The following is a 21,875-nucleotide window of genomic DNA, read 5'->3' on the forward strand; positions in this document are numbered from 1 at the left end:
TACGACGAACGCCATCAGCTGGTGGCCGTGACCGATGCGCTGAACCAGACCACCACGCTGGAGCGCAAGCCCGACGGGGAAGTGCTGCGCATCCATCACCCGGATGGCAGCTCGGAGAGCTTCACCTACAACGTCTACGGCCAGGTGCTCAGCCACAGCGACGGCAAGGGCCAGACCACGCGTTTGCTGCGCACGGCGCGCGGGCTGCCGAGCAGTCGGCAAGACGCAAAAGGGCAGCGCATTCGCTACGAGTACGACAAGGCGATCCGCCTGACGGCGCTGGTGAATGAGAACAACGCCACCTACAGCTTCGCGTACGATGCGTCGGACCGGCTGACGGAAGAAGTGCGGGTGGACAACCTGACCCGGCGCTTCACCTACAACGTTGGTGGCCACCTGACGCGACTGGATGAAATCGGCTATGGCGAACGGGGAGAGCGCCCGGAGCGGCATACCCTATTTGAGCGCGACCCGATTGGCCGGTTGGTCGCCAAGCTCAACCGCGATGCCCGACAGGACTTCGTCTACGACGACGGTGACCGGTTGCTGAGCATCGAGCGGCAACCCACCGGTATCGGCAAGCAACTCGGGGTGACCGCAGAAAAGCTGGAATACGCCTACGACCTGCTGGGCCGTCTGACCCAAGAAATCACCTCCAGCGGCACACTGGCCTATGAGTACGACCCGCTCAGCAACCTGACCACGCTGACTCTGCCGGATGGGCGCAAGGTCAACCATCTGTATTACGGCAGTGGGCATCTGCACCAGTTGAACCTGGACGGCCAGGTGATCAGCGACATGGAACGCGATGACCTGCACCGCGAGGTGTACCGCACCCAAGGCAAGCTCACCAGTTGCTTCGGCTACGACGCCATGGGGCGCAAGGCGTGGCAGTTCGCCTCGACGTTACCTGCCGACAAACTCTCCCAGGTGCACAACGCGGGTATTCACACCTCGCTGCTGGTCGAGCATGCCTACAACCCGATTCACCGCCGTTATCAGTACGACCCGGCCGGTGAGCTGGTGCGGACCCTGGACAAGCTGCGGGGCGAGATCAAGTACCAGTACGAAGCCAACGGCCAGTTGCACAGCCGCGACACCGGCTCGCTAATTGGCAGTGAAGAATTCCGTTATGACCCGGCGGCGAACCGGCTGGACTTCAATGCGCGGCAGTTTGACAAGGTCAAGGACAACCGCATCCAGCAGTGGCGGGATCAGGAGTATCGCTATGACCCGTGGGGCAACCTGATCGAGAAGCGCTCGGGGCATAGTAAGTTGCAGAACTTTAGCTATGACTGCGAAAACCGGCTGGTGCGCGCCGAAACGCTGGTCAATGGGAAGCTGGAGAGCACGGGGGCGTATCGGTACGACAGCCTAGGGCGACGGATTGCCAAGCACGCAGAAATCAATGGAGCTGTTGAGCAGAAGCGCTTTCTTTGGCAAGGGTTGCGGATGCTGCGTGAGGAGACGCCCGGGCAGAGCACCGTGTACCTGTACGAGCCGGGTAGCTATGCGCCTCTGGCGCGTATGGATCAGGCTGAAGGTGAAGAGCAGAAGGTCTATTACTTCCATACCGATCAGATCGGTACGCCGCTGGAGCTGACGGACAGCCAGGGGGAGATTGTTTGGCAGGCGACCTATCGCTCATGGGGAACCGTAGAACAGCTAGCTGTAAATTGCATTGAACAAAATTTTCGTTTTCAAGGCCAGTATCTCGATTCGGAGAGCGGCTTACACTATAATTTGTTTAGATATTTCGACCCTGAAGTTGGGAGATTTATCACGCAGGATCCTATAGGGCTTCAAGGTGGGTATAATCTTTATGAGTATGCTCCAAATGCACTGACTTGGATAGATCCATTCGGCTTATGTAAAAGTTCGGCGAGTGGTGATAAAGGAAGAGCCAAGGCTATGCACGATTTGGAACGTAATGGTTTCAAAATTGTAGCTGAAGAAGTTACGATGAAAGTCAATGGGAGTAGAGTTCGAGCTGACTTTGTCGCCAGGGATGCTCAAGGGAATCTGCACGTGTTTGAAGTTAAGCATGGCACTGGTTCGCTTACTAAAAATCAAAAAGCGGCAGGGGTTTTTGATACGAGTAGTCCTGCAAATACTACGCAGCATCTGGGGGGTGGGGTGATTAAACCATCTAGCGGAACAGCGGCGAAGTTGAAGGTTGACACTAAAAGTGCGCGCGGAAAATTACTTGGTGGCAAAGGTGCCGTGCATGATGCGGTGTTCAATGTACTTAAATATCGGTGAGTTATGAGTTCTGAATATCGAGCACATTTTGAGGTTGAGCTGTTAAATGAGCTTAAGGTTGTTGCTTCGCAGTTCGATGGTGTTTCGGCAAGCAAAAATAAACTAAAGTTTAAGCGCAATAAAAAAAATGTTGCCGAGTTAACTTTTGATTATTTGGCTCGTGTTGATTCTTATGTTTTAATTGGCTTGGTTAATGGTGGGGATATTTGGGAGTGTAGCTCTGCCTTTGCTCCTCCATATAAGAGCAATCTATTTAATGATGGTTGTTTTTCTTTTATTTCCTCGGGGGAGCAGAATAAGCGGTTTAGCCTTGACCTCAGTGGCGCGATAAAAATACCCAGGCCTGATTTAGTAAGGGAGGTGTGTGGTCACATTAGGCGCGTGCTGGAAGAGTTTTATATCCCTAAGATTCTGGGGTGCATTGTACCAACGGAGCGGACAATTAGTGATGTTATCGCTGCTCCTGATGAATATGCTTATCCTGCGGTATTCATACATTGTGCAGCGAAATTGGATGGAGCTATTGTGAATAAGAGCCTGCTCGATGAGGCGATTAACTCCAATAAAATTGTTAAGGATAAATCTTACGATCTTCCACTTCTAGCTGCGATTGCATAACTTGTTTTTGGTGGTTTGTTGTTAGATTTGCAAGTTGATATGTAATGACTTTAGGCGGATTTGATGTGTCTTGCATTAAGTTTTTTGGTTGTTAGAGGTCAAGTGTGATTTGTAGATTGCATTAAGGGTTATTGTGAAGCAGCTTGTGTGGCTGATTATTTTTAAGAGATGGCATTTTTAATTTTAGTGAGTTAAGGTCTTTAACAAGCAGACGTGTTAATTAGGGGGCTAAGCTCCCCTTTTTGTAATTTGTGTTGGATTTATTTTACTCGAGTGTCTGTAGGTCCGGTGAGAATCGTGGCCTTGTTCGCTGGTCTTGCGGTAGGCATCGGAGGCAGCTTGCTGACTGCTGCCTTCGGCGAAGTGCCGGACACCAACATCCATGTGCCACTGCAACGCCTCGAGAACGCCCTCGGTCACTTCCTGCATTTCACCCGCACCCCGGACGGCACGCTGACCGACATCAGCGCCACCGGCGGCACTCGCGTGCACCTGCACTACGACAATCCGCTGGGTCGCCTGACCGACATCAAGCGGGTAGTGAACAATGAAGCGGTCGAAACGCTCACCCAGTATCGCTACGACGAACACGGCCAGCTCAGCGCGGTGATCAACCGCAACGGCGATACCGTGCGCAGCTTCAGCTACGCCGAAGGCCTGATGGTCAGCCACAGCAACGCACTGGGCCTGGGCTGCCACTACCGCTGGGAAACCCTCGACGGCAAGCCACGGGTGGTCGAGCACTGGACCAGCGACGGCGAGCACTTTCAGTTCCGTTACGACTTGGATAACCGCACCAGCTGGGCGACCGATGTCCTCGGCCGCGAGCTGGAAGTGCTGTACAACGCCGACCACCGTGTGATCGCCAGCCGCGACTACGGCGGCGAGCGCTACGCCATCGAGCTGGACGACAACGGCAATATGGTCGGCCTGACATTGGCGGACGGTAATCGTCTGCAATTCAAGTACGACGAATACGCCCGTCTGCTCGAAGAAATCGACCCGCTGGGCCGCAAGATCGCCTACGAGTATCACCACCTGACGACGCTGGTGACCAAAGTCACCTACCCGGATGGCAGCACATGGACGGCGCGTTACGACGACAAGGGCAACCTGCTCGCCGAAACCGATGCCTTGGGTCACCTGACCGAGTACCTCAACGGCGACGATGGCCTTCCGCATACCATCATCGACGCGACCTACAAGTCCAAGTACCTGTGGTGGAACACCCTGGCCCAGGTCGAGCGCTACCAGGATTGCTCGGGCAAGAGCACCTATTACCGCTATGACGATCGCCAGCACCTGGTGGCAGTGACCGATGCGCTTAACCAGACCACCACGCTGGAGCGCAAGCCGGATGGCGAGGTGCTGCGCATCCATCACCCCGATGGCACTTCGGAATCCTTCACCTACAACGTCTACGGCCAGGTCCTCAGCCACAGCGACGGCAAGGGCCAGACCACGCGTTTGCTGCGCACCGCCCGCGGGTTGCCGAGCAGTCGGCAAGACGCGAAAGGCCAGCGCATTCGCTACGAGTACGACAAGGCGATCCGCCTGACGGCGTTGGTGAACGAGAACAACGCGACCTACAGCTTTGCCTACGATGCGTCGGACCGGCTGACGGAAGAAGTGCGGGTGGACAACCTGACCCGGCGCTTCACCTACAACGTTGGTGGCCACCTGACGCGACTGGATGAAATCGGCTATGGCGAGCGGGGAGAGCGCCCGGAGCGGCACACCCTGTTCGAGCGTGATCCCATCGGGCGATTGGTCGCCAAGCTCAACCGCGATGCCCGGCAGGACTTCGTGTATGACGACGGCGACCGGTTACTGAGCATCGAGCGGCAACCCACCGGTATCGGCAAGCAACTCGGGGTGACCGCAGAAAAGCTGGAATACGCCTACGACCTGCTGGGCCGTCTGACCCAGGAAATCACCTCCGCTGGAACACTGGCCTACGAGTACGACCCGCTCAGCAACCTGACCACGCTGACCCTGCCGGACGGGCGCAAGGTCAACCACCTGTACTACGGCAGTGGGCATCTGCACCAGTTGAACCTGGACGGCCAGGTGATCAGCGACATGGAACGCGATGACCTGCACCGCGAGGTGTACCGCACCCAAGGCAAGCTCACCAGTTGCTTCGGCTACGACGCCATGGGGCGCAAGGCGTGGCAGTTCGCCTCGACGTTACCTGCCGACAAACTCTCCCAAGTGCACAACGCGGGTATTCACACCTCGCTGCTGGTCGAGCATGCCTACAACCCGATTCACCGCCGTTATCAGTACGACCCGGCCGGTGAGCTGGTGCGGACCCTGGACAAGCTGCGGGGCGAGATCAAGTACCAGTACGAAGCCAACGGCCAGTTGCACAGCCGCGACACCGGCTCGCTGATTGGCAGTGAAGAATTCCGTTATGACCCGGCGGCGAACCGGCTGGACTTCAATGCGCGGCAGTTTGACAAGGTCAAGGACAACCGCATCCAGCAGTGGCGGGATCAGGAGTACCGCTATGACCCGTGGGGCAACCTGATCGAGAAGCGCTCGGGGCATAGCAAGCTGCAGAGCTTTAGCTATGACTGCGAGAACCGGCTGGTGCGCGCCGAAACGCTGGTTAACGGCAAGCTGGAGAGCACCGGGGAGTATCGGTATGACAGCCTCGGGCGACGGGTTGCCAAATATGTTGACCTCAATGGCGAATTCGAGCGGACACACTTCCAATGGCAGGCATTTAAGCTGCTCCAAGAAGCGGTGCCAGGACGTCGTAGCCTTTACCTCTATGAGCCCGGGGGATACGTTCCGTTAGCACGCATTGATGATGTAGAAGGTCACGAGAAAAATGTCTACTACTTCCATACGGATCAAATGGGAACGCCGATAGAGCTGACTGACAGCAATGGTGAGATTCTCTGGCAGGTGTGCTATCGATCTTGGGGCGTGATCGATAGTCTTCCAGTCGGCAATATTGTGCAGAATTTGCGATTCCAAGGTCAGTATTTCGATGAAGAAACCTCTCTTCATTATAATTTATTCAGGTATTACGATCCTGAAGTAGGCCGATTTGTAACACAAGATCCGGCGGGTATCGTTGGAGGTGATAATCTATATGCTTATGCTCCCAATCCTATCTCGTGGGTGGATCCGGCTGGCTTATCACCGAGTAAACTTCTTGCAGCAGCGATGGCCAAAGCCGGAAATACAGTTCCACCAGGGTATGCGGCCCACCACCTAATTCCGACTAATGTGGTAAGTAAATCCAATCTCATCCAAGAGGCAATGAGGCGAGGAATATATAACCCTAATGGTGCCAGCAATGGATCGCCGCTCCCTATCACCTCCGCTGAATCTTTAGCTTCTGGGAAGCCGTTACACAGCGGCGGACATTTGGGATCTTACTATGATGCAGCCCGAAACCGTTTGTTGATCGCTGAGCAGAAAATTGGCAACCTAGCAACAGCGTCCGATAAAGAGCTCCTCAAAAAAATTGGAGCAGTTGAGCGTAGTATGAGGATGAGTCTTGGCTCAGATACTTTACGTCTACAGAACACGGATCCCAGGCCTAAAGGCACTCGATCGACATGTTAGGATCTTAGGAGATATAGTATGAAATATTACTCAATGTGCCATGAAGCCGTTGAAGGCGGTTACACCGATGGTGATGTTGTTTTTTCTCCTTCGCTTGGTGACTATTATCAAGTTGGTATGCCTCTTTCTTTAAAAGGTCTTTCAGTGGATGTTGTGCTAGACAAAAAAGTGCGCAGACTGACCTCTGACTTTTTCTTGACGACCTGTGGTGCTTTTTTTGTATCGGAAAATATGAAAAAAGCTCTTGAAGAGGTCAGCGTTGAATTGCAATTTGTTTCTGCGTGCATAAAATATTCTGGCGGAAAGAATACAGAAAAACAGTATTTTTTTATTCATGCGAATGCAAGGGTTTCATGTTTTGATTATAATCGCTCGGAATATTCCGGTAAGTCAATGGTTGTAGGTAAGTTAGTGGCAAATGAATTGGGCGCTAACTACAAGGTTAGAGGTGTTAAGAAGTTAATTGTTGATGAGTTGAAAACGAATGGCCTGGATTTCTTTTTTTTAGATGGGGTTATTTGGATTGATCCGATTGTGTCAGAATTCTTTGTGCGAAAAGTTGAAAGTGAAAAACTTAATGCCAGGTTTGTGGCTATCGAATGACGTTTCTTTGATGTTTTAACGCTGTCATATCGATAAGCCATCGGGCGAATGGCTCGCGCGTAGAGTTGAGTGACTAAGGCGGGGTGAAGTTATTGCTAAGTTATTTTGAGTCCTTTCACGGGTAGGGCAACGCAAGCATCTAAGTATTGATTTTTAAAAATATGGTTGGAGGGCTAATGCGGGAATTCTTAGCCCGACAAGTACATTCTCGATGCAGATTGGCCAATCAGCCGGCAGACAATATGGTCGAAATAGTGAGGTAGTCGGTCATCGATCGCGAACTGCTTTCCGATGAAATCGACTTCAGCCTGCCGGGCCTGATGCCCATCGAGTGGTCGCGCTTCTACGCCAGCGACCTCAGCGTGGACAGCGTGCTCGGCCGTGGCTGGGTGTTGCCGTGGGAACAAAGCCTGCGCCGCAACGGCAGCTTCATCTACCTCACCGACAACCAGGGCCGCGAAGTGCCGTTCGTGACCTTGCAGCCTGGCGAGCGGATCTACAACCCGCACGAGCAGGTGTACCTGGTCTGTACCGAGGGTGGCCATTACCTCCTGCAGACCCTTGACAACCTGTTCTTCTACTTCGGCGAAGTGCCGGACACCAATACCCACGTGCCGTTGCAACGCCTCGAGAACGCCCTCGGTCACTTCCTGCATTTCACCCGCACGCCGGACGGCACGCTGACCGACATCAGCGCCACCGGCGGCACTCGCGTGCACCTGCACTACGACAATCCGCTGGGTCGCCTGACCGACATCAAGCGGGTAGTGAACAATGAAGCGGTCGAAACGCTCACCCAGTATCGCTACGACGAACACGGCCAACTCAGCGCGGTGATCAACCGCAACGGCGACACCGTGCGCAGCTTCAGCTACGCCGAAGGCCTGATGGTCAGCCACAGCAACGCGCTGGGCCTGGGCTGCCACTACCGCTGGGAAACCCTCGACGGCCAACCGCGCGTAGTGGAGCACTGGACCAGTGACGGCGAACACTTCCAGTTCCGCTACGACCTGCAAGCCCGCAGCAGTTGGGCCACCGATGTATTGGGCCGCGAGCTGGAAGTGCAGTACAACGCCGATCACCGCGTGATCGCCAGTCGCGACTACGGCGGTGAGCGCTACGCCATCGAGCTGGACGACAACGGCAATATGGTCGGCCTGACATTGGCGGACGATAATCGCCTGCAGTTCCAGTACGACGAATACGCCCGTCTGCTCGAAGAAATCGACCCGCTGGGGCGCAAGATCGCCTACGAGTATCACCACCTGACCACGTTGGTGACCAAGGTCAGCTACCCGGACGGCGCCACTTGGCAGGCACGCTACGACGACAAGGGCAACCTGCTCGCCGAAACCGATGCCTTGGGTCACCTGACCGAGTACCTGAACGGCGACGATGGCCTGCCGCACACCATCATCGACGCGACCTACAAGTCCAAATACCTGTGGTGGAACACCCTGGCCCAGGTCGAGCGCTACCAGGACTGCTCGGGCAAGAGCACCTATTACCGCTACGACGATCGCCATCAGCTGGTGGCCGTGACCGATGCGCTTAACCAGACCACCACGCTGGAGCGCAAGCCCGACGGGGAAGTGCTGCGCATCCATCACCCGGATGGCAGCTCGGAAAGCTTCACCTACAACGTCTACGGCCAGGTCCTCAGCCACAGCGACGGCAAGGGCCAGACCACGCGTTTGCTGCGCACGGCGCGCGGGCTGCCGAGCAGCCGGCAAGACGCAAAAGGCCAGCGGATTCGCTACGAGTACGACAAGGCGACCCGCCTGACCGCCTTGGTGAACGAGAACAACGCGACCTACAGCTTCGCGTACGATGCGTCGGACCGGCTGACGGAAGAAGTGCGGGTGGACAACCTGACCCGGCGCTTCACCTACAACGTTGGTGGCCACCTGACTCGACTGGATGAGATCGGCTATGGCGAGCGGGGAGAGCGCCCGGAGCGGCACACCCTGTTCGAGCGCGATCCCATTGGCCGTTTGGTTGCCAAGCTCAACCGCGATGCCCGGCAAGACTTCGTGTACGACGACGGCGACCGGTTGCTGAGCATTGAGCGGCAACCCAGCGGTATCGGCAAGCAACTCGGAGTCACCGCAGAAAAGCTGGAATACGCCTACGACCTGCTGGGCCGTCTGACTCAAGAAATCACCGCCAGCGGCACACTGGCCTATGAGTACGACCCGCTCAGCAACCTGACCACGCTGACCCTGCCGGATGGCCGCAAGGTCAACCACCTGTACTACGGCAGTGGGCATCTGCACCAGTTGAACCTGGACGGCCAGGTGATCAGCGACATGGAACGCGATGACCTGCACCGAGAGGTGTATCGGACGCAGGGCAAGCTCACCAGTTGCTTTGGCTATGACGCGATGGGGCGCAAGGCCTGGCAGTTCGCTTCGACGTTACCTGCCGACAAACTCTCCCAGGTGCACAACGCTGGCATCCACGCCTCGTTGCTGGTGGAGCATGCCTACAACCCGATTCACCGCCGTTATCAGTACGACCCGGCCGGTGAACTGGTGCGCACCCTCGATAAACTGCGTGGGGAAATCAAGTACGAGTACGAAGCCAACGGTCAACTACTCAGCACCGCGACACCGGCTCGCTGATTGGCAGTGAAGAATTCCGTTATGACCCGGCGGCGAACCGGCTGGACTTCAATGCGCGGCAGTTCGACAAGGTCAAGGACAACCGGATCCAGCAGTGGCGGGATCAGGAATACCGCTACGATCCGTGGGGCAATCTGATCGAGAAGCGCTCGGGGCATAGCAAGTTGCAGAACTTTAGCTATGACTGCGAGAACCGGCTGGTACGCGCCGAGACGCTGGTCAATGGCAAGCTGGAGAGTACCGGGGCATATCGATACGACAGCCTCGGGCGCCGAGTGGCCAAGCACGCGGAAATCAATGGCGAGGTCGAGCAGAAGCGATTCCTCTGGCAAGGACTGCGAATGCTGCGTGAAGAAACTCCGGGGCAGAGCATCGTGTATCTGTATGAGCCGGGAAGCTATGCGCCGTTGGCGCGGGTGGATCAGGCTGAGGGTGAAGCGCAGAAGGTCTACTACTTCCATACCGACCAGATTGGTACGCCGCTGGAACTGACGGACAGCCAAGGGGAGATTGTCTGGCAGGCGACGTATCGTTCATGGGGGGCGGTTGAGCGTTTCGCTGTCAACGAAATTGAGCAGAACTTGCGCTTTAAGGGGCAGTACTTTGATTTAGATACAGGCCTGCACTACAACACATTTAGATACTATGATCCTGAAATAGGCCGATTTATTAGCCAAGACCCAATTGGTTTGGGGGGTGGCTGGAATCTTTACAAATATGTAGCCAACCCAATCGCTTGGGTGGATCCACTTGGGCTTGATGCATTAAGCACTCTCGCGGAACGAGGGTATTCTGGTGTAACGAAAACACTGGGTGGTGGGTTAGATTATTCTGGTAGTAATGCGCTTTATGCGAAAAAGCCTAATGTCAATCCTATAGTTACAATCGAATACACGGGGGACTATATTAAGGATTTTGAGGCGGCGAATAAGGTTGCTGAGTTGAATCAAAAAACGACCCCGCGTGGCTATGTTTGGCACCATCTGGATGACTATGATCCTAAGACTAATAAAGGTACTATGCAGCTAGTGGAGCAGAGAGCTCACCAAGGCGTTCCTCATAAAGGGGGAGTGGCCCAGTACAAGGCAGCAACAGGGAAGTCTTATACATTCCCTGCTAGGAAACCGGCGGCAGCAAAAAAGATAGGAGGGACTACATGTTAGATCTAGAAGAGTCTGAGTTGAGTATTGACATGGGGGATTTCTCCCAAATTGAGCTTCTGGCTGGAGGAAATCTTCCGCCTCTATTTAAGAGGATTTATCTTAAGAATAATGGCGGTTTCCCTGAGGCGACGGAGGTCGAAGGTGATGAGTATGTGTTTAGTATAAATGGTTTCAACTCCATAAAGTTTGGTAAGCTGCCGATAGAAAAATTAATGCAGGAGTATATGGATCAAGATGGCGATCTTGAAGGCTATGTTCCTTTTGCATATGATGATGGCGGAAACAGTTTTATGCTTTCTTTGAAAAAAGAAGATGCCGGGGTGGTGTATTTGTGGATTCAAGGTGAAATGCGTTTAGAGAAGGTTTGTTCGAGCTTTGATGATTTTATAAGTTCACTTCGTGTAGGCTAAAGGATTTTTGTCTGTCAGATATTACTGGAGGTAGCCGCTTGCTGTGAAAATTAGTTATAACCTGAGCGGCGTACTGGACTATTGAGTGCGCCGCCCTCATTAATTCAATGTATTTTACGTTGCTGGACGGCTGCAAGATCAGCCATCTGTATCGCTCAGCAGGCCTGCATCAATTAAACGTGGAAGACCAAATAAATAGTGACTGGGCAATGCGCTGGGCCTGGGCTGTCACTACCGCTGGGAAACCCTCGACGGCCAGCCGCGCGTGGTCGAGCACTGGACCAGCGACGGTGAACATTTCCACTTCCGCTATGACCTGCCAGCGCGCACCAGCTGGGCCACCGATGTCCTTGGCCGCGAGCTGGAGGTCCAGTACAACGCCGACCACCGTGTGATTGCCAGCCGCGACTACGGCGGCGAGCGTTACGCCATCGAACTCGACGACAACGGCAACATGACCGGTCTGGCCCTGCCGGACGGAAATCAGCTGCACTTCAAGTACGACGACTTCGCCCGTCTGCTTGAAGAAACCGACCCGCTGGGGCGCACCATCGCCTACGAGTACCACCATCTGACCACGTTGGTGACCAAGGTCAGCTACCCGGACGGCGCCACTTGGCAGGCACGCTACGACGACAAGGGCAACCTGCTCGCCGAAACCGATGCCTTGGGTCACCTGACTGAGTACCTGAATGGCGACGATGGCTTGCCGCATACCATCATCGATGCGACCTACAAATCCAAGTACCTGTGGTGGAACACCCTGGCCCAGGTCGAGCGCTATCAAGATTGCTCGGGCAAGAGCACCTACTACCGCTATGACGAGCGCCATCAGCTGGTGGCGGTGACCGATGCGCTGAACCAGACCACCACGCTGGAGCGCAAGCCGGATGGCGAGGTGCTGCGCATTCATCACCCGGATGGCACTTCGGAATCCTTCACCTACAACGTCTACGGCCAAGTGCTCAGCCACAGCGACGGCAAAGGCCAGACCACGCGTTTGCTGCGCACCGCCCGCGGGTTGCCGAGCAGTCGCCAGGATGCGAAAGGGCAGCGCATTCGCTACGAGTACGACAAGGCCATCCGCCTGACCGCGCTGGTGAACGAGAACAACGCGACCTACAGCTTTGCCTACGACGCGTCTGACCGCCTGACGGAAGAAGTGCGGGTGGACAACCTGACGCGACGCTTCACCTATAACGTCGGTGGCCACCTCACGCGACTGGATGAAATCGGTTATGGCGAACGGGGAGAGCGCCCGGAGCGGCATACCTTATTCGAGCGCGATCCCATCGGCCGGTTGGTCGCCAAGCTCAACCGCGATGCCCGACAGGACTTCGTCTACGACGACGGTGATCGGTTGCTGAGCATCGAGCGGCAACCGAGCGGTATCGGCAAGCAACTGGGCGTCACCGCAGAAAAGCTGGAGTACGCCTACGACCTGCTGGGCCGTCTCACGAAAGAAATCACCTCCGCTGGAACACTGGCCTACGAGTACGACCCGCTCAGCAACCTGACCACGCTGACCCTGCCAGACGGGCGCAAGGTCAACCACCTGTACTACGGCAGTGGGCATCTGCACCAGTTGAACCTGGACGGCCAGGTGATCAGCGACATGGAACGCGATGACCTGCACCGCGAGGTGTATCGGACCCAGGGCAAGCTCACCAGTTGCTTTGGCTATGACGCGATGGGGCGCAAGGCGTGGCAGTTCGCCTCGACGTTACCCGCCGACAAACTCTCCCAAGTGCACAACGCGGGTATTCACACCTCGCTGCTGGTCGAGCATGCCTACAACCCGATTCACCGCCGTTATCAGTACGACCCGGCCGGTGAGCTGGTGCGGACCCTGGACAAGCTGCGGGGCGAGATCAAGTACCAGTACGAAGCCAACGGCCAGTTGCACAGCCGCGACACCGGTTCACTGATTGGCAGTGAAGAATTCCGTTATGACCCGGCGGCCAACCGGCTGAATTTCAATGCGCGGCAGTTCGACAAGGTCAAGGACAACCGCATCCAGCAGTGGCGGGATCAGGAGTACCGCTATGACCCGTGGGGCAACCTGATCGAGAAGCGATCGGGGCATAGCAAGCTGCAGAGCTTTAGCTATGACTGCGAGAACCGGCTGGTACGCGCCGAGACGCTGGTCAATGGCAAGCTGGAGAGTATCGGGGCATATCGCTACGACAGTCTCGGACGCCGGATTGCCAAGCAGGCTGAAATCAATGGCGAGGTCGAGCAGAAGCGCTTCCTTTGGCAAGGGTTGCGGATGCTGCGTGAGGAAATGCCGGGGCAGAGCATCGTGTATCTGTATGAACCGGGAAGCTATGCGCCGTTGGCGCGGGTGGATCAGGCTGAGGGTGAAGCGCAGAAGGTCTACTATTTCCATACCGATCAGATCGGTACGCCGCTGGAACTGACGGACAGCGAGGGGGAAATTGTCTGGCAGGCGACGTATCGTTCATGGGGTTCGATTGAGCAGCTTGCCGTCAATGAGGTAGAGCAGAGTCTGCGTTTTCAAGGTCAGTATTTTGATTCTGAAACGGGATTGCATTACAACACTTTCAGATACTATGAATGTGAAATAGGCCGGTTTATTACTCCTGACCCAATAGGTCTTCTGGGAGGGGTTAATCTCTATCAATATGGGGTGAGCCCAATTGGGTGGCTGGACCCTCTTGGTTGGGCGGGTAATCCTGCAAATGCAACTCATATTACCTATGAAGGGATTAAGAACGGTAAACCATACATCGGATATGCTAGCAAACCGGGGCTAGGTCACTCTGCGGAAGATGTGTTACGTTACAGGTATCCCAATACAGCGGGCTTTAATCAAGCTCCTAAACCCATATTTGTGGGTGATGGTCAAGCTGGTAAAAATATTGCTAGAGGTCTAGAGCAGCGTGTTTTTGAGGATCGCGGAGGGCTTGTGAAAACTTCAAACCTGCAAAATCCAGTTGGCGCAAAAAACCCCAATGCGGCAACGTATCTTGCAGCTGCAGACGAATATAGAGCTAAGGCCAGCACAGTTGAAACGATGAAAACAGGAGCTTCTGGATGTTGAAAAGTGTGAAGTGGGTTGAGAATTCTGTACTGGTTATAAAGCTGGAAGACTCTCTGTTTACATTGGCTCAGATGAGAGTTAATGGTTTAATGGAGTTCTTTAATGTTTTTAACTCTGATGATGATTGGGGCGGCCGAAATCTTAATGAGGCTGAGCTATTATTTTGCATTTTTGTAGCAGAGAAACGGCTAAAGCCATTATTTGTAAGAGTCCTTGGGAAAGACGAGGTAGTAGCGAATTGCCGCCCTATCACGAAGAAAATGCTGTCGTTTGAGTGGGTTGCTGAGGACACATATACCGCTAATCTCATTGAATTAAGTGAGGGTTATTCAAGTGTGGGTGGGCGGGTAGTTAAGCCAAATTTGTCTATCGAATCCGATTTGGATGTTATACAGTCGCATGAAATGTGTGGCGTTTTGGGTGAGCCAGATAAGCTCAAGCATAGGTTGAAGTTTTTCTATGAAACTGGCATTAATTGGGATGAGCAAAAAAAATTCATATACCCGGCTTTAGAAAGGCCAAAGGGTTTCCCAGTTACTTAGTGGGCAACCAGCTATGCCTAAGCCCTAATCTGATTTTGTCGTCGGAGTGATGATGTTTTTTGTCACCGCCCAAGTGACGAAAAACTTCGTTAGGCTAGGCTCTGTACGAAATCCCGAGAAACCCAATTGGCGCCCTTCGGAAGCTGAAGTTCTGTAGGGTTCCCGACCATCTACGGAAAGGAATTCTGTGATGGCAAAACGTTACGAACTCTCGGACGAGGCCTGGGATGTGGTCTCTGATCTCTTCATCGAAACTCATGGTCGGGGGCGACCGCGTCTAAGCGACCGCCTGATGCTCGATGGCGTGCTCTGGGTGCTCTGCTCGGGCGCTGCGTGGCGAGATATGCCGGAGCGCTTCGGCCCTTGGTCAACGGTGTATCAACGGTTTCGCGGCTGGCGAAATCAGGGGACATTCGATCAGATGCTCAAACGCTTGCACCTGAGATTGAATGAGCAAGGCTTGATCGATCTGCAAACCTGGATGATCGACTCAACCGCTGTACGCGCAACCCGAGCCTCATCTGGCGCTCGGAAAAAAGGGGGCCTGACGAGCCTGCCGATCACGCTTTAGGTCGCAGTCGCGGTGGCCTGACAACCAAAATCCACATGCTCTGCGATGCCAACGGGACACCGTTGCGCTTCCTCCTCTCTGGCGGTCAAGCCAGTGACATCAGCTATGCCCAGCCATTGCTGGACGACGTCAGCATTCCATCAAGCCAACCTGGCCGCCCGCGTAAACGCTGCAAATGGTTGCTTGCTGACAAGGGCTACGACGCCGAAGCGCTACGCCGCTATTGCGACCAATATCGAATGCAGCCCGTCATCCCGATGCGCTCGATGAAGCGCAAACCCAAGCCTGGCTTACCCAGGCTGTTTGATCGGCCCAAGTACCGACAGCGCAACATCATCGAGCGCATGTTTGGCTGGCTGAAAGAGAACCGCCGCATCGTGACACGCTTCGACAAGCTCGCGAAAAGCTATGCCGCCATGGTCTCGCTGACTTGTTCCATGCGGTGTTTGCGACATCTCTTTTCGTACAGAGCCTAGTAAGCATAATTTGACAGGCTACGAGATAGTCCCAATTAAATTGGCTTCAGCCTGCTGGGGCTGATGGCCATCGAGTGGGACACCTCAATGCGGTGATCAACCGCAACAGCGATACCGTTCGCAGCTTCAGCTACGCCGAGGGCAAACGCTTGCACCTGAGACTGAATGAGCAAGGCTTGATAGAACTACAAACCTGGAAGATCGACCCAACCGCGGTACGTGCAACCCGGGCCTCATCTGGCGCTCTGAAAAAAGGGGCCTGACGAGCCCGCTGATCACGCTCTAGGCCGCAGTATTGGCAATGGCGAAGTAGGGCATCTCGATCCGTGTGCTTGAGGTCAAACGTAATTCGTCCTGTGAGCAAACGGCGAAGGCTGTGATAATGAAGAGCAATCCCAAGGGCCATGCCATGCTGACCATCTCCAATACCGTGCATCTGCCAGATGCCGACATCGAACTGACCTACATCCGCGCGCAAGGCGCAGGTGGGCAGAATGTCAACAAGGTGTCCAGCGCCGTGCACCTGCGCTTCGACATTCCCGCCTCAATGCTGCCCGAGTTTTACAAGGAGCGGCTGCTGGCGCTGCGTGACAGTCGCATCACCGCCGACGGCGTGTTGATCATCAAGGCCCAACAGTACCGCACCCAGGAGCAGAACCGTGCTGACGCACTGGCGCGTCTTGCCGAGTTGATCATCACTGCCGGCAAGACCGAGAAGAAACGCCGTCCTACCAAGCCGACCCTCGGCTCGAAGACCCGCCGTCTTGAAGGAAAAGCCAGGCGCAGCACGGTCAAGGCGGGGCGGGGGAAGGTGGAGTTTTAGGGGCTTGGGCATGCACGGGGTTTGCCCGTGATCGCGGATAAATCCGCTCCTACAAGAGCCGGGACGCTCTTTGACAGGCAACCGGTTCCACTGCATGGAACCACATTCAATTGTGCTCCCACCCCCACTCGCGCTTATCTGTCGCCAACCACGACCTGCCTTCCCCGTCGTGATCTCAAGCGAACAACAAAAAACGGGACCCACCCGCGCGAGGAGATTCACCATGTCGCAGCATCAGCACATCCTGGCCTGGCTCAATGACGTGGCCAGCGACCTGCACGCCATTCGCCACGATATCCATGCCCACCCAGAACTCGGTTTCGAAGAAAGCCGCACCTCGGCCCTGGTCGCCACACTGCTGGAGCAGTGGGGCTATGAAGTGCACACCGGCATCGGCAAGACCGGCGTGGTCGGTGTGCTGCGCAATGGCAGCAGCCCCCGCAAGCTGGGCCTGCGCGCCGACATGGACGCGCTGCCGATCATCGAGGCCACCGGCGCCGAGTACAGCAGCCGCCACCAGGGCTGCATGCATGCCTGCGGCCATGACGGTCACACCACCATGCTGCTGGGCGCGGCGCGCTACCTGGCGGCGACGCGGCAGTTCGATGGCACGCTGACGCTGATCTTCCAGCCGGCCGAGGAGGGCCAGGGCGGGGCAGAAGCGATGCTGGCCGATGGCTTGCTGGAGCGCTTCCCCTGCGATGCGCTGTTCGGCATGCACAACATGCCGGGGCTGCCGGCGGGGCACCTGGGCTTTCGCGAGGGGCCGATGATGGCGTCGCAGGACTTGCTCACGGTGACCATCGACGGGGTCGGCGGGCATGGCTCGATGCCGCACCTGACGGTCGACCCGCTGGTGGCGGCGGCCAGTGTGGTGATGGCGCTGCAGACGGTGGTGGCGCGCAACATCGATGCCCAGGAGGCGGCGGTGGTGACGGTCGGGGCGCTGCAGGCGGGGGAGGCGGCCAACGTCATTCCCCAGCAGGCGCTGCTGCGCCTGAGCCTGCGCGCGCTGGATGCCAAGGTGCGGGCGCAGACGCTGGAGCGGGTGCGGGCGATCATCACCCAGCAGGCCGAGAGCTTTGGCTGCACCAGCACCATCGAGCATCGCCCGGCGTACCCGGTGCTGGTCAACCATGCCGCGGAAAACGCCTTTGCCACCCAGGTCGGCGTCGAGCTTGTCGGTGCCGAGGCGGTGGATGGCAACACCCGCAAGCTGATGGGCAGCGAGGACTTCGCCTGGATGCTGCAGCGCTGCCCGGGCGCCTACCTGTTCATCGGCAACGGTGTGCAGCGGCCGATGGTGCACAACCCCGCCTATGACTTCAACGACGACATCCTGCTGACCGGCGCCGCCTACTGGGGCGCGCTGGCGGAGAGCTGGCTCAAGCCCGCCTGACCTGCCTGTATTGACGACTGCCGCTGGAACCTGGGCGCGACCGCGCCTGGGCGATCACTTGAACGTTGCTGGCCAACTGAAGATGGAGTGTTCCGCATGCAGATTTCCAATACAGGCGCGTCGCGTACCCGGCAAGTGGTCGCGGCGGTCATCGGCAATGCGCTGGAGTGGTATGACTTTATCGTGTACGGCTTTCTGGCGAGCATCATCGCCCACCAGTTCTTCCCCTCCGACGACGAATACGCCTCGCTGCTGATGGCCCTGGCGACTTTCGGCGTGGGCTTTTTCATGCGCCCGGTGGGCGGTGTGCTGCTGGGCATCTATTCCGACCGCAAGGGGCGCAAGGCGGCGATGCAGCTGATCATCCGGCTGATGACGGTGTCCATCGCGATGATCGCCTTCGCCCCCAGCTACCTGGCCATCGGCATGGGCGCGCCGCTGCTGATCGTGGTGGCGCGCATGCTGCAGGGCTTCGCCACCGGTGGCGAGTACGCCAGTGCCACGGCGTTTCTGGTGGAGAGTGCGCCGGCCAACCGCAAGGGGTTGTATGGCTCGTGGCAGCTGGTGGGACAGTGCCTTGCGGTGTTCTGCGGTGCTGCGATGGTCGCGCTGGTGACCCACCTGTGCACGCCCGAGGCGCTGGACAGCTGGGGCTGGCGGATTCCGTTCGTGCTGGGCTTGCTGATCGGGCCGGTGGGGCTGTGGATTCGCAAGCACATGGAGGAGCCGGAAGAGTTCCTCGAGGCGCGCAAGCAGGCCAAGGGCCAGGCGCCGGGGCTGCTGCAGGTGCTGCGCGAGCATCGGCGCAGCCTGCTGGTATCGATGGGCCTGGCCTGTGGCGGGACGGTGTCGTTCTACGTAGTGCTGGTGAACATGCCGACCTTCGCCCACAAGAACCTCGGCCTGCCGCTGGATCAGGTGCTGCTGGTGCAGATGCTCGCCGTGGGCCTGATGGCCGTGGTCATCCCGCTGGCCGGGGCGCTGTCGGACCGGCTGGGCCGGCGGCCGGTGCTGATGGCCTTTACCCTGGCGTTCTTCGTGATGGTCTACCCGTTGTACGTGTGGGTGGCGGCGGCGCCGTCCATCGAGCGCCTGCTGGTGATGCAGCTGCTGTTGTGCACGGTCATCGGCGGCTTCTTCGGCCCGGCGCCGACCGCCCTGGCCGAGCAGTTCCCGGTCGAGGTACGTTCCACCGGCGTGTCGGTGGCCTACAACGTGGCGGTGATGGTGTTCGGCGGTTTCGCGCCGCTGATCGTCACCTGGCTGAGCAAAGTGCTCGGCACCCCGGTGGCGCCGTCGTTCTACGTGCTGTTCGCCTGCCTGCTGACCCTGCTCGGCACCTACTGCCTGAAAGAGGCGCCGCGCGCCGGCAAATCCGTTGCCTACAACCTTGGAGTGAAACCGTGAACGCGTTAGCCATCGACCCGATCGTCAGCCTCGACGCCGAGGCGCTGTCCCAGGCGATCCATGCCCGCCAGTATTCCTGCCGTGAAGTGATGCAGGCCTACCTGGCGCACATCGAGCGGTTCAACCCGCAGGTCAATGCGCTGGTATCGTTGCGCGATGCGGGGGCCGTGCTGGCCGAGGCCGACGAGCGCGACCTGGAACTTGCGCGTGGCCAGTCGCGCGGCTGGATGCATGGCATGCCCCAGGCGATCAAGGACCTGGCCGCCACCGCCGGGCTGCGTACCACGTTGGGTTCGCCGTTGTTCGCTGAACACGTGCCGACGATCGATGCGATCAGCGTGGCGCGGATGCGGGCGAGCGGGGCAATCATTGTCGGCAAGAGCAATGTGCCGGAGTTCGGCCTCGGTTCGCAGAGCTACAACACGCTGTTCGGCACCACGACCAACGCCTATGACCACGGTCGCGTCGCCGGCGGCAGCAGCGGGGGCGCGGCGGCGGCGCTGGCCATGCGCCTGCTGCCGGTGGCCGATGGCAGCGACATGATGGGCTCGCTGCGCAACCCGGCGGCGTTCAACAACGTCTACGGCCTGCGCCCCTCACAGGGACGGGTGCCGTTCGGGCCGACGCCGGAGCTGTTCGTCCAGCAGCTGGCCACCGAGGGGCCGATGGGGCGCAGCGTGGAGGACGTGGCGCGGTTGCTGTCGGTGCAGGCCGGGCATGATCCGCGCGTGCCGTTGTCGATCAACGCAGGCCCGGTCGATTTCGCCGCTGGATTGGCGCGCAGCTTCAAGGGTGTGCGGGTTGGCTGGCTGGGCGACTATGACGGCTACCTGCCGATGGAAGAAGGGGTCATGGCGCTGTGTGAAACGGCGCTGGCCGATTTCGCCGAGCTGGGCTGCGAGGTCGAGGCCTGCCAGCCAGGCTTCGACTTGGCGCGCCTGTGGCAGTGCTGGCTGACCCATCGCCACTTCCTGGTGCACGGCAACCTCGGCGCGGCCTATGCCGACCCCGCCAAGCGGGCCTTGCTCAAGCCCGAAGCGCAATGGGAAGTGGAAGGCGGCCTGCGCCTGAGCGCACAGGACCTGTACCAGGCCTCGCTGGACCGCAGCGCCTGGTACCAGGCGCTGAACACAGTGTTCGAGCGTTACGATTTCCTGCTGTTGCCGGCCGCGCAAGTGTTTCCTTTCGACGCAGCGTTGCCGTGGCCGCAGGTGGTCGGCGGGCGGGCGATGGACACCTACCACCGCTGGATGGAGGTGGTGATCGGCCCGACCCTGGCCGGTTTGCCGAGCATGAGCGTGCCGGTGGGCTTCAATGCTGCCGGGCTGCCGATGGGCCTGCAGATCATCGGCCCGGCCCAGGCCGACCAGGCCGTGCTGCAGCTGGCCTTTGCCCATGAACAGCTGACCCGGTGGGTGTCGCGCTGCCCGCCGAGCTGCCTGCAAGCACGCTGAAGGCCCTGGCCAGGCCCGTATCTTGCTGGGCATGATGACCATCCACGCACAGACAGGGAGGTCAACCCCATGGGCACTCAAATCAGTACGGCAACCGACGGCGGTGGCGTGCGCTCGGTGGAGCGGGCGCTGGCCATCGTCGAACTGCTGGGCGAGCACCAGGCACTGGGGCTGGAAGAGCTGCATTACCTGACAGCCCTGCCCAAGGCCACGGTGTCGCGCATGCTCGCCACCTTGCAGGAGCAGGGCTGGGTCTACCGCGGCTTGAGCGACCGGCGCTACCGCCTGTGCGCCCGTCGGCTGTTCGGCGACCGCCAGCAGCGCTTCAAGCGCCAGCTGGTGGAACGTGCTGCGCCACTGTTGCTGGAGCTGAGCGAACGCACGGGCCTAGTGGCCGACTTGTCCTGTTTCGACGGGGAGCGGCTGGAGGTGATGGAGAGCGCGATTCCCCAGGTACTGCGCAAGCGCTACCCGAACAACTGCCAGATCGTCGGGCACCATGCCAGCTTGTTTCATTCGGCCATGGGGCGGGCGTGTCTGAAGGAGCTGGCCACGGATGAGGTGCAGCGGCTGGCGGCCCATGAGCGGGTGGGAGACGAGGCGTTGTTGCGCGATATCGAGGCGGATGCGCACAAGGGGTTCGGGCAGCGGACCGAGGGGTTTTGGGAGTATCCGGTGCGGTTGCCGTTCCTGATTCGGGCGATTGCCTTGCCGGTGCGGGCGCAGGGGCGGTTGGCGGGGAGTATTGCGTTGCATTGGCCGCTGGACCAGGCGCCGGTGGAGCGGGTGTTGAGTTTGCATTTGAACAGCTTGGCGGATGCGGTGGGGGAGGTGCAGCAGGCGTTGGTGGGGTAGGGGCGCATGGCTTTGGTCT

General features: G+C 57.8%; 12 protein-coding genes and 3 pseudogenes. All 15 read left to right on the forward strand.

Features of this window, described 5'->3' with window-relative positions; translation table 11 throughout:
- Positions 1-2,262, forward strand: a 2,262-nt coding sequence (locus ACIPZG_RS24130; protein ID WP_400717542.1) for an RHS repeat-associated core domain-containing protein, incomplete at its 5' end; no start/stop codon positions are given.
- A gap of 3 nt (positions 2,263-2,265) precedes the next feature.
- Complete coding sequence (locus ACIPZG_RS24135) at positions 2,266-2,880, forward strand: hypothetical protein (RefSeq protein ID WP_400717545.1); 615 nt, start codon at positions 2,266-2,268, stop codon at positions 2,878-2,880.
- 297 nt (positions 2,881-3,177) lie between these two features.
- Positions 3,178-6,465 carry an RHS repeat-associated core domain-containing protein gene (locus tag ACIPZG_RS24140; RefSeq protein ID WP_400717547.1) on the forward strand — a complete coding sequence of 1,096 codons (3,288 nt, stop codon included), beginning with the start codon at positions 3,178-3,180 and terminating at the stop codon, positions 6,463-6,465.
- Positions 6,466-6,483: 18 nt separating this feature from the next.
- Complete coding sequence (locus ACIPZG_RS24145) at positions 6,484-7,068, forward strand: imm11 family protein (protein ID WP_400639634.1); 585 nt, start codon at positions 6,484-6,486, stop codon at positions 7,066-7,068.
- A 275-nt stretch (positions 7,069-7,343) separates the two neighbouring features.
- Positions 7,344-10,456 (forward strand): annotated as a pseudogene (locus tag ACIPZG_RS24150) (RHS repeat-associated core domain-containing protein); the annotation flags it as partial.
- A gap of 147 nt (positions 10,457-10,603) precedes the next feature.
- Positions 10,604-10,855 (forward strand): annotated as a pseudogene (locus ACIPZG_RS24155) (HNH endonuclease); the annotation flags it as partial.
- Positions 10,849-11,265 carry an SMI1/KNR4 family protein gene (locus tag ACIPZG_RS24160; protein WP_400639635.1) on the forward strand — a complete coding sequence of 139 codons (417 nt, stop codon included), beginning with the start codon at positions 10,849-10,851 and terminating at the stop codon, positions 11,263-11,265. The pseudogene ACIPZG_RS24155 and the gene ACIPZG_RS24160, both read left to right, overlap by 7 nt.
- A gap of 208 nt (positions 11,266-11,473) precedes the next feature.
- Positions 11,474-13,960 (forward strand): annotated as a pseudogene (locus tag ACIPZG_RS24165) (RHS repeat-associated core domain-containing protein); the annotation flags it as partial.
- Between the two features lie 362 nt (positions 13,961-14,322).
- Positions 14,323-14,871 (forward strand): hypothetical protein, encoded by a 549-nt coding sequence (locus ACIPZG_RS24170; protein ID WP_400717549.1) that lies wholly within the window; start codon positions 14,323-14,325, stop codon positions 14,869-14,871.
- Positions 14,872-15,061: 190 nt separating this feature from the next.
- Positions 15,062-15,918 (forward strand): IS5 family transposase gene (locus tag ACIPZG_RS24175; RefSeq protein ID WP_400639632.1). Its coding sequence is split into 2 segments (ribosomal slippage): positions 15,062-15,400 and positions 15,403-15,918, totalling 855 coding nucleotides; the frame shifts between segments, so codons are not numbered across the junction.
- 409 nt (positions 15,919-16,327) lie between these two features.
- On the forward strand, positions 16,328-16,741 hold the full coding sequence (gene arfB, locus ACIPZG_RS24180; RefSeq protein WP_400717664.1) for an alternative ribosome rescue aminoacyl-tRNA hydrolase ArfB: 414 nt from the start codon (positions 16,328-16,330) through the stop codon (positions 16,739-16,741).
- A gap of 223 nt (positions 16,742-16,964) precedes the next feature.
- A complete protein-coding gene (locus tag ACIPZG_RS24185; RefSeq protein ID WP_400717552.1) occupies positions 16,965-18,140 on the forward strand; it encodes a M20 aminoacylase family protein in 1,176 nt (391 codons plus the stop codon).
- 96 nt (positions 18,141-18,236) lie between these two features.
- Positions 18,237-19,547 (forward strand): citrate-proton symporter, encoded by a 1,311-nt coding sequence (locus ACIPZG_RS24190; protein ID WP_400717553.1) that lies wholly within the window; start codon positions 18,237-18,239, stop codon positions 19,545-19,547.
- The gene (locus ACIPZG_RS24195; protein ID WP_400717556.1) at positions 19,544-21,001 is read left to right on the forward strand and encodes an amidase; all 1,458 of its coding nucleotides are present in this window, start codon (positions 19,544-19,546) and stop codon (positions 20,999-21,001) included. Before ACIPZG_RS24190 ends, ACIPZG_RS24195 begins: the two co-directional genes overlap by 4 nt.
- Before the next feature lie 69 nt (positions 21,002-21,070).
- Entirely contained in the window at positions 21,071-21,856 is a 786-nt protein-coding gene (locus tag ACIPZG_RS24200; protein WP_400717558.1) for an IclR family transcriptional regulator, read from the forward strand.
- The last annotated feature ends 19 nt before the right edge of the window (positions 21,857-21,875 follow it).

It is taken from the genome of Pseudomonas sp. NPDC089395 (assembly GCF_044749525.1).
Lineage (GTDB): Bacteria > Pseudomonadota > Gammaproteobacteria > Pseudomonadales > Pseudomonadaceae > Aquipseudomonas.

Excerpts from the sequence above, each read along its gene's own strand:
- ACIPZG_RS24160 (WP_400639635.1), top strand. The coding sequence starts at position 10,849 with ATGTTAGATCTAGAAGAGTCTGAGTTGAGTATTGACATGGGGGATTTC.
- ACIPZG_RS24200 (WP_400717558.1), top strand. The coding sequence starts at position 21,071 with ATGGGCACTCAAATCAGTACGGCAACCGACGGCGGTGGCGTGCGCTCG.
- ACIPZG_RS24145 (WP_400639634.1), top strand. The coding sequence starts at position 6,484 with ATGAAATATTACTCAATGTGCCATGAAGCCGTTGAAGGCGGTTACACC.
- ACIPZG_RS24170 (WP_400717549.1), top strand. The coding sequence starts at position 14,323 with ATGTTGAAAAGTGTGAAGTGGGTTGAGAATTCTGTACTGGTTATAAAG.
- ACIPZG_RS24185 (WP_400717552.1), top strand. The coding sequence starts at position 16,965 with ATGTCGCAGCATCAGCACATCCTGGCCTGGCTCAATGACGTGGCCAGC.
- ACIPZG_RS24135 (WP_400717545.1), top strand. The coding sequence starts at position 2,266 with ATGAGTTCTGAATATCGAGCACATTTTGAGGTTGAGCTGTTAAATGAG.
- ACIPZG_RS24190 (WP_400717553.1), top strand. The coding sequence starts at position 18,237 with ATGCAGATTTCCAATACAGGCGCGTCGCGTACCCGGCAAGTGGTCGCG.
- arfB (WP_400717664.1), top strand. The coding sequence starts at position 16,328 with ATGCTGACCATCTCCAATACCGTGCATCTGCCAGATGCCGACATCGAA.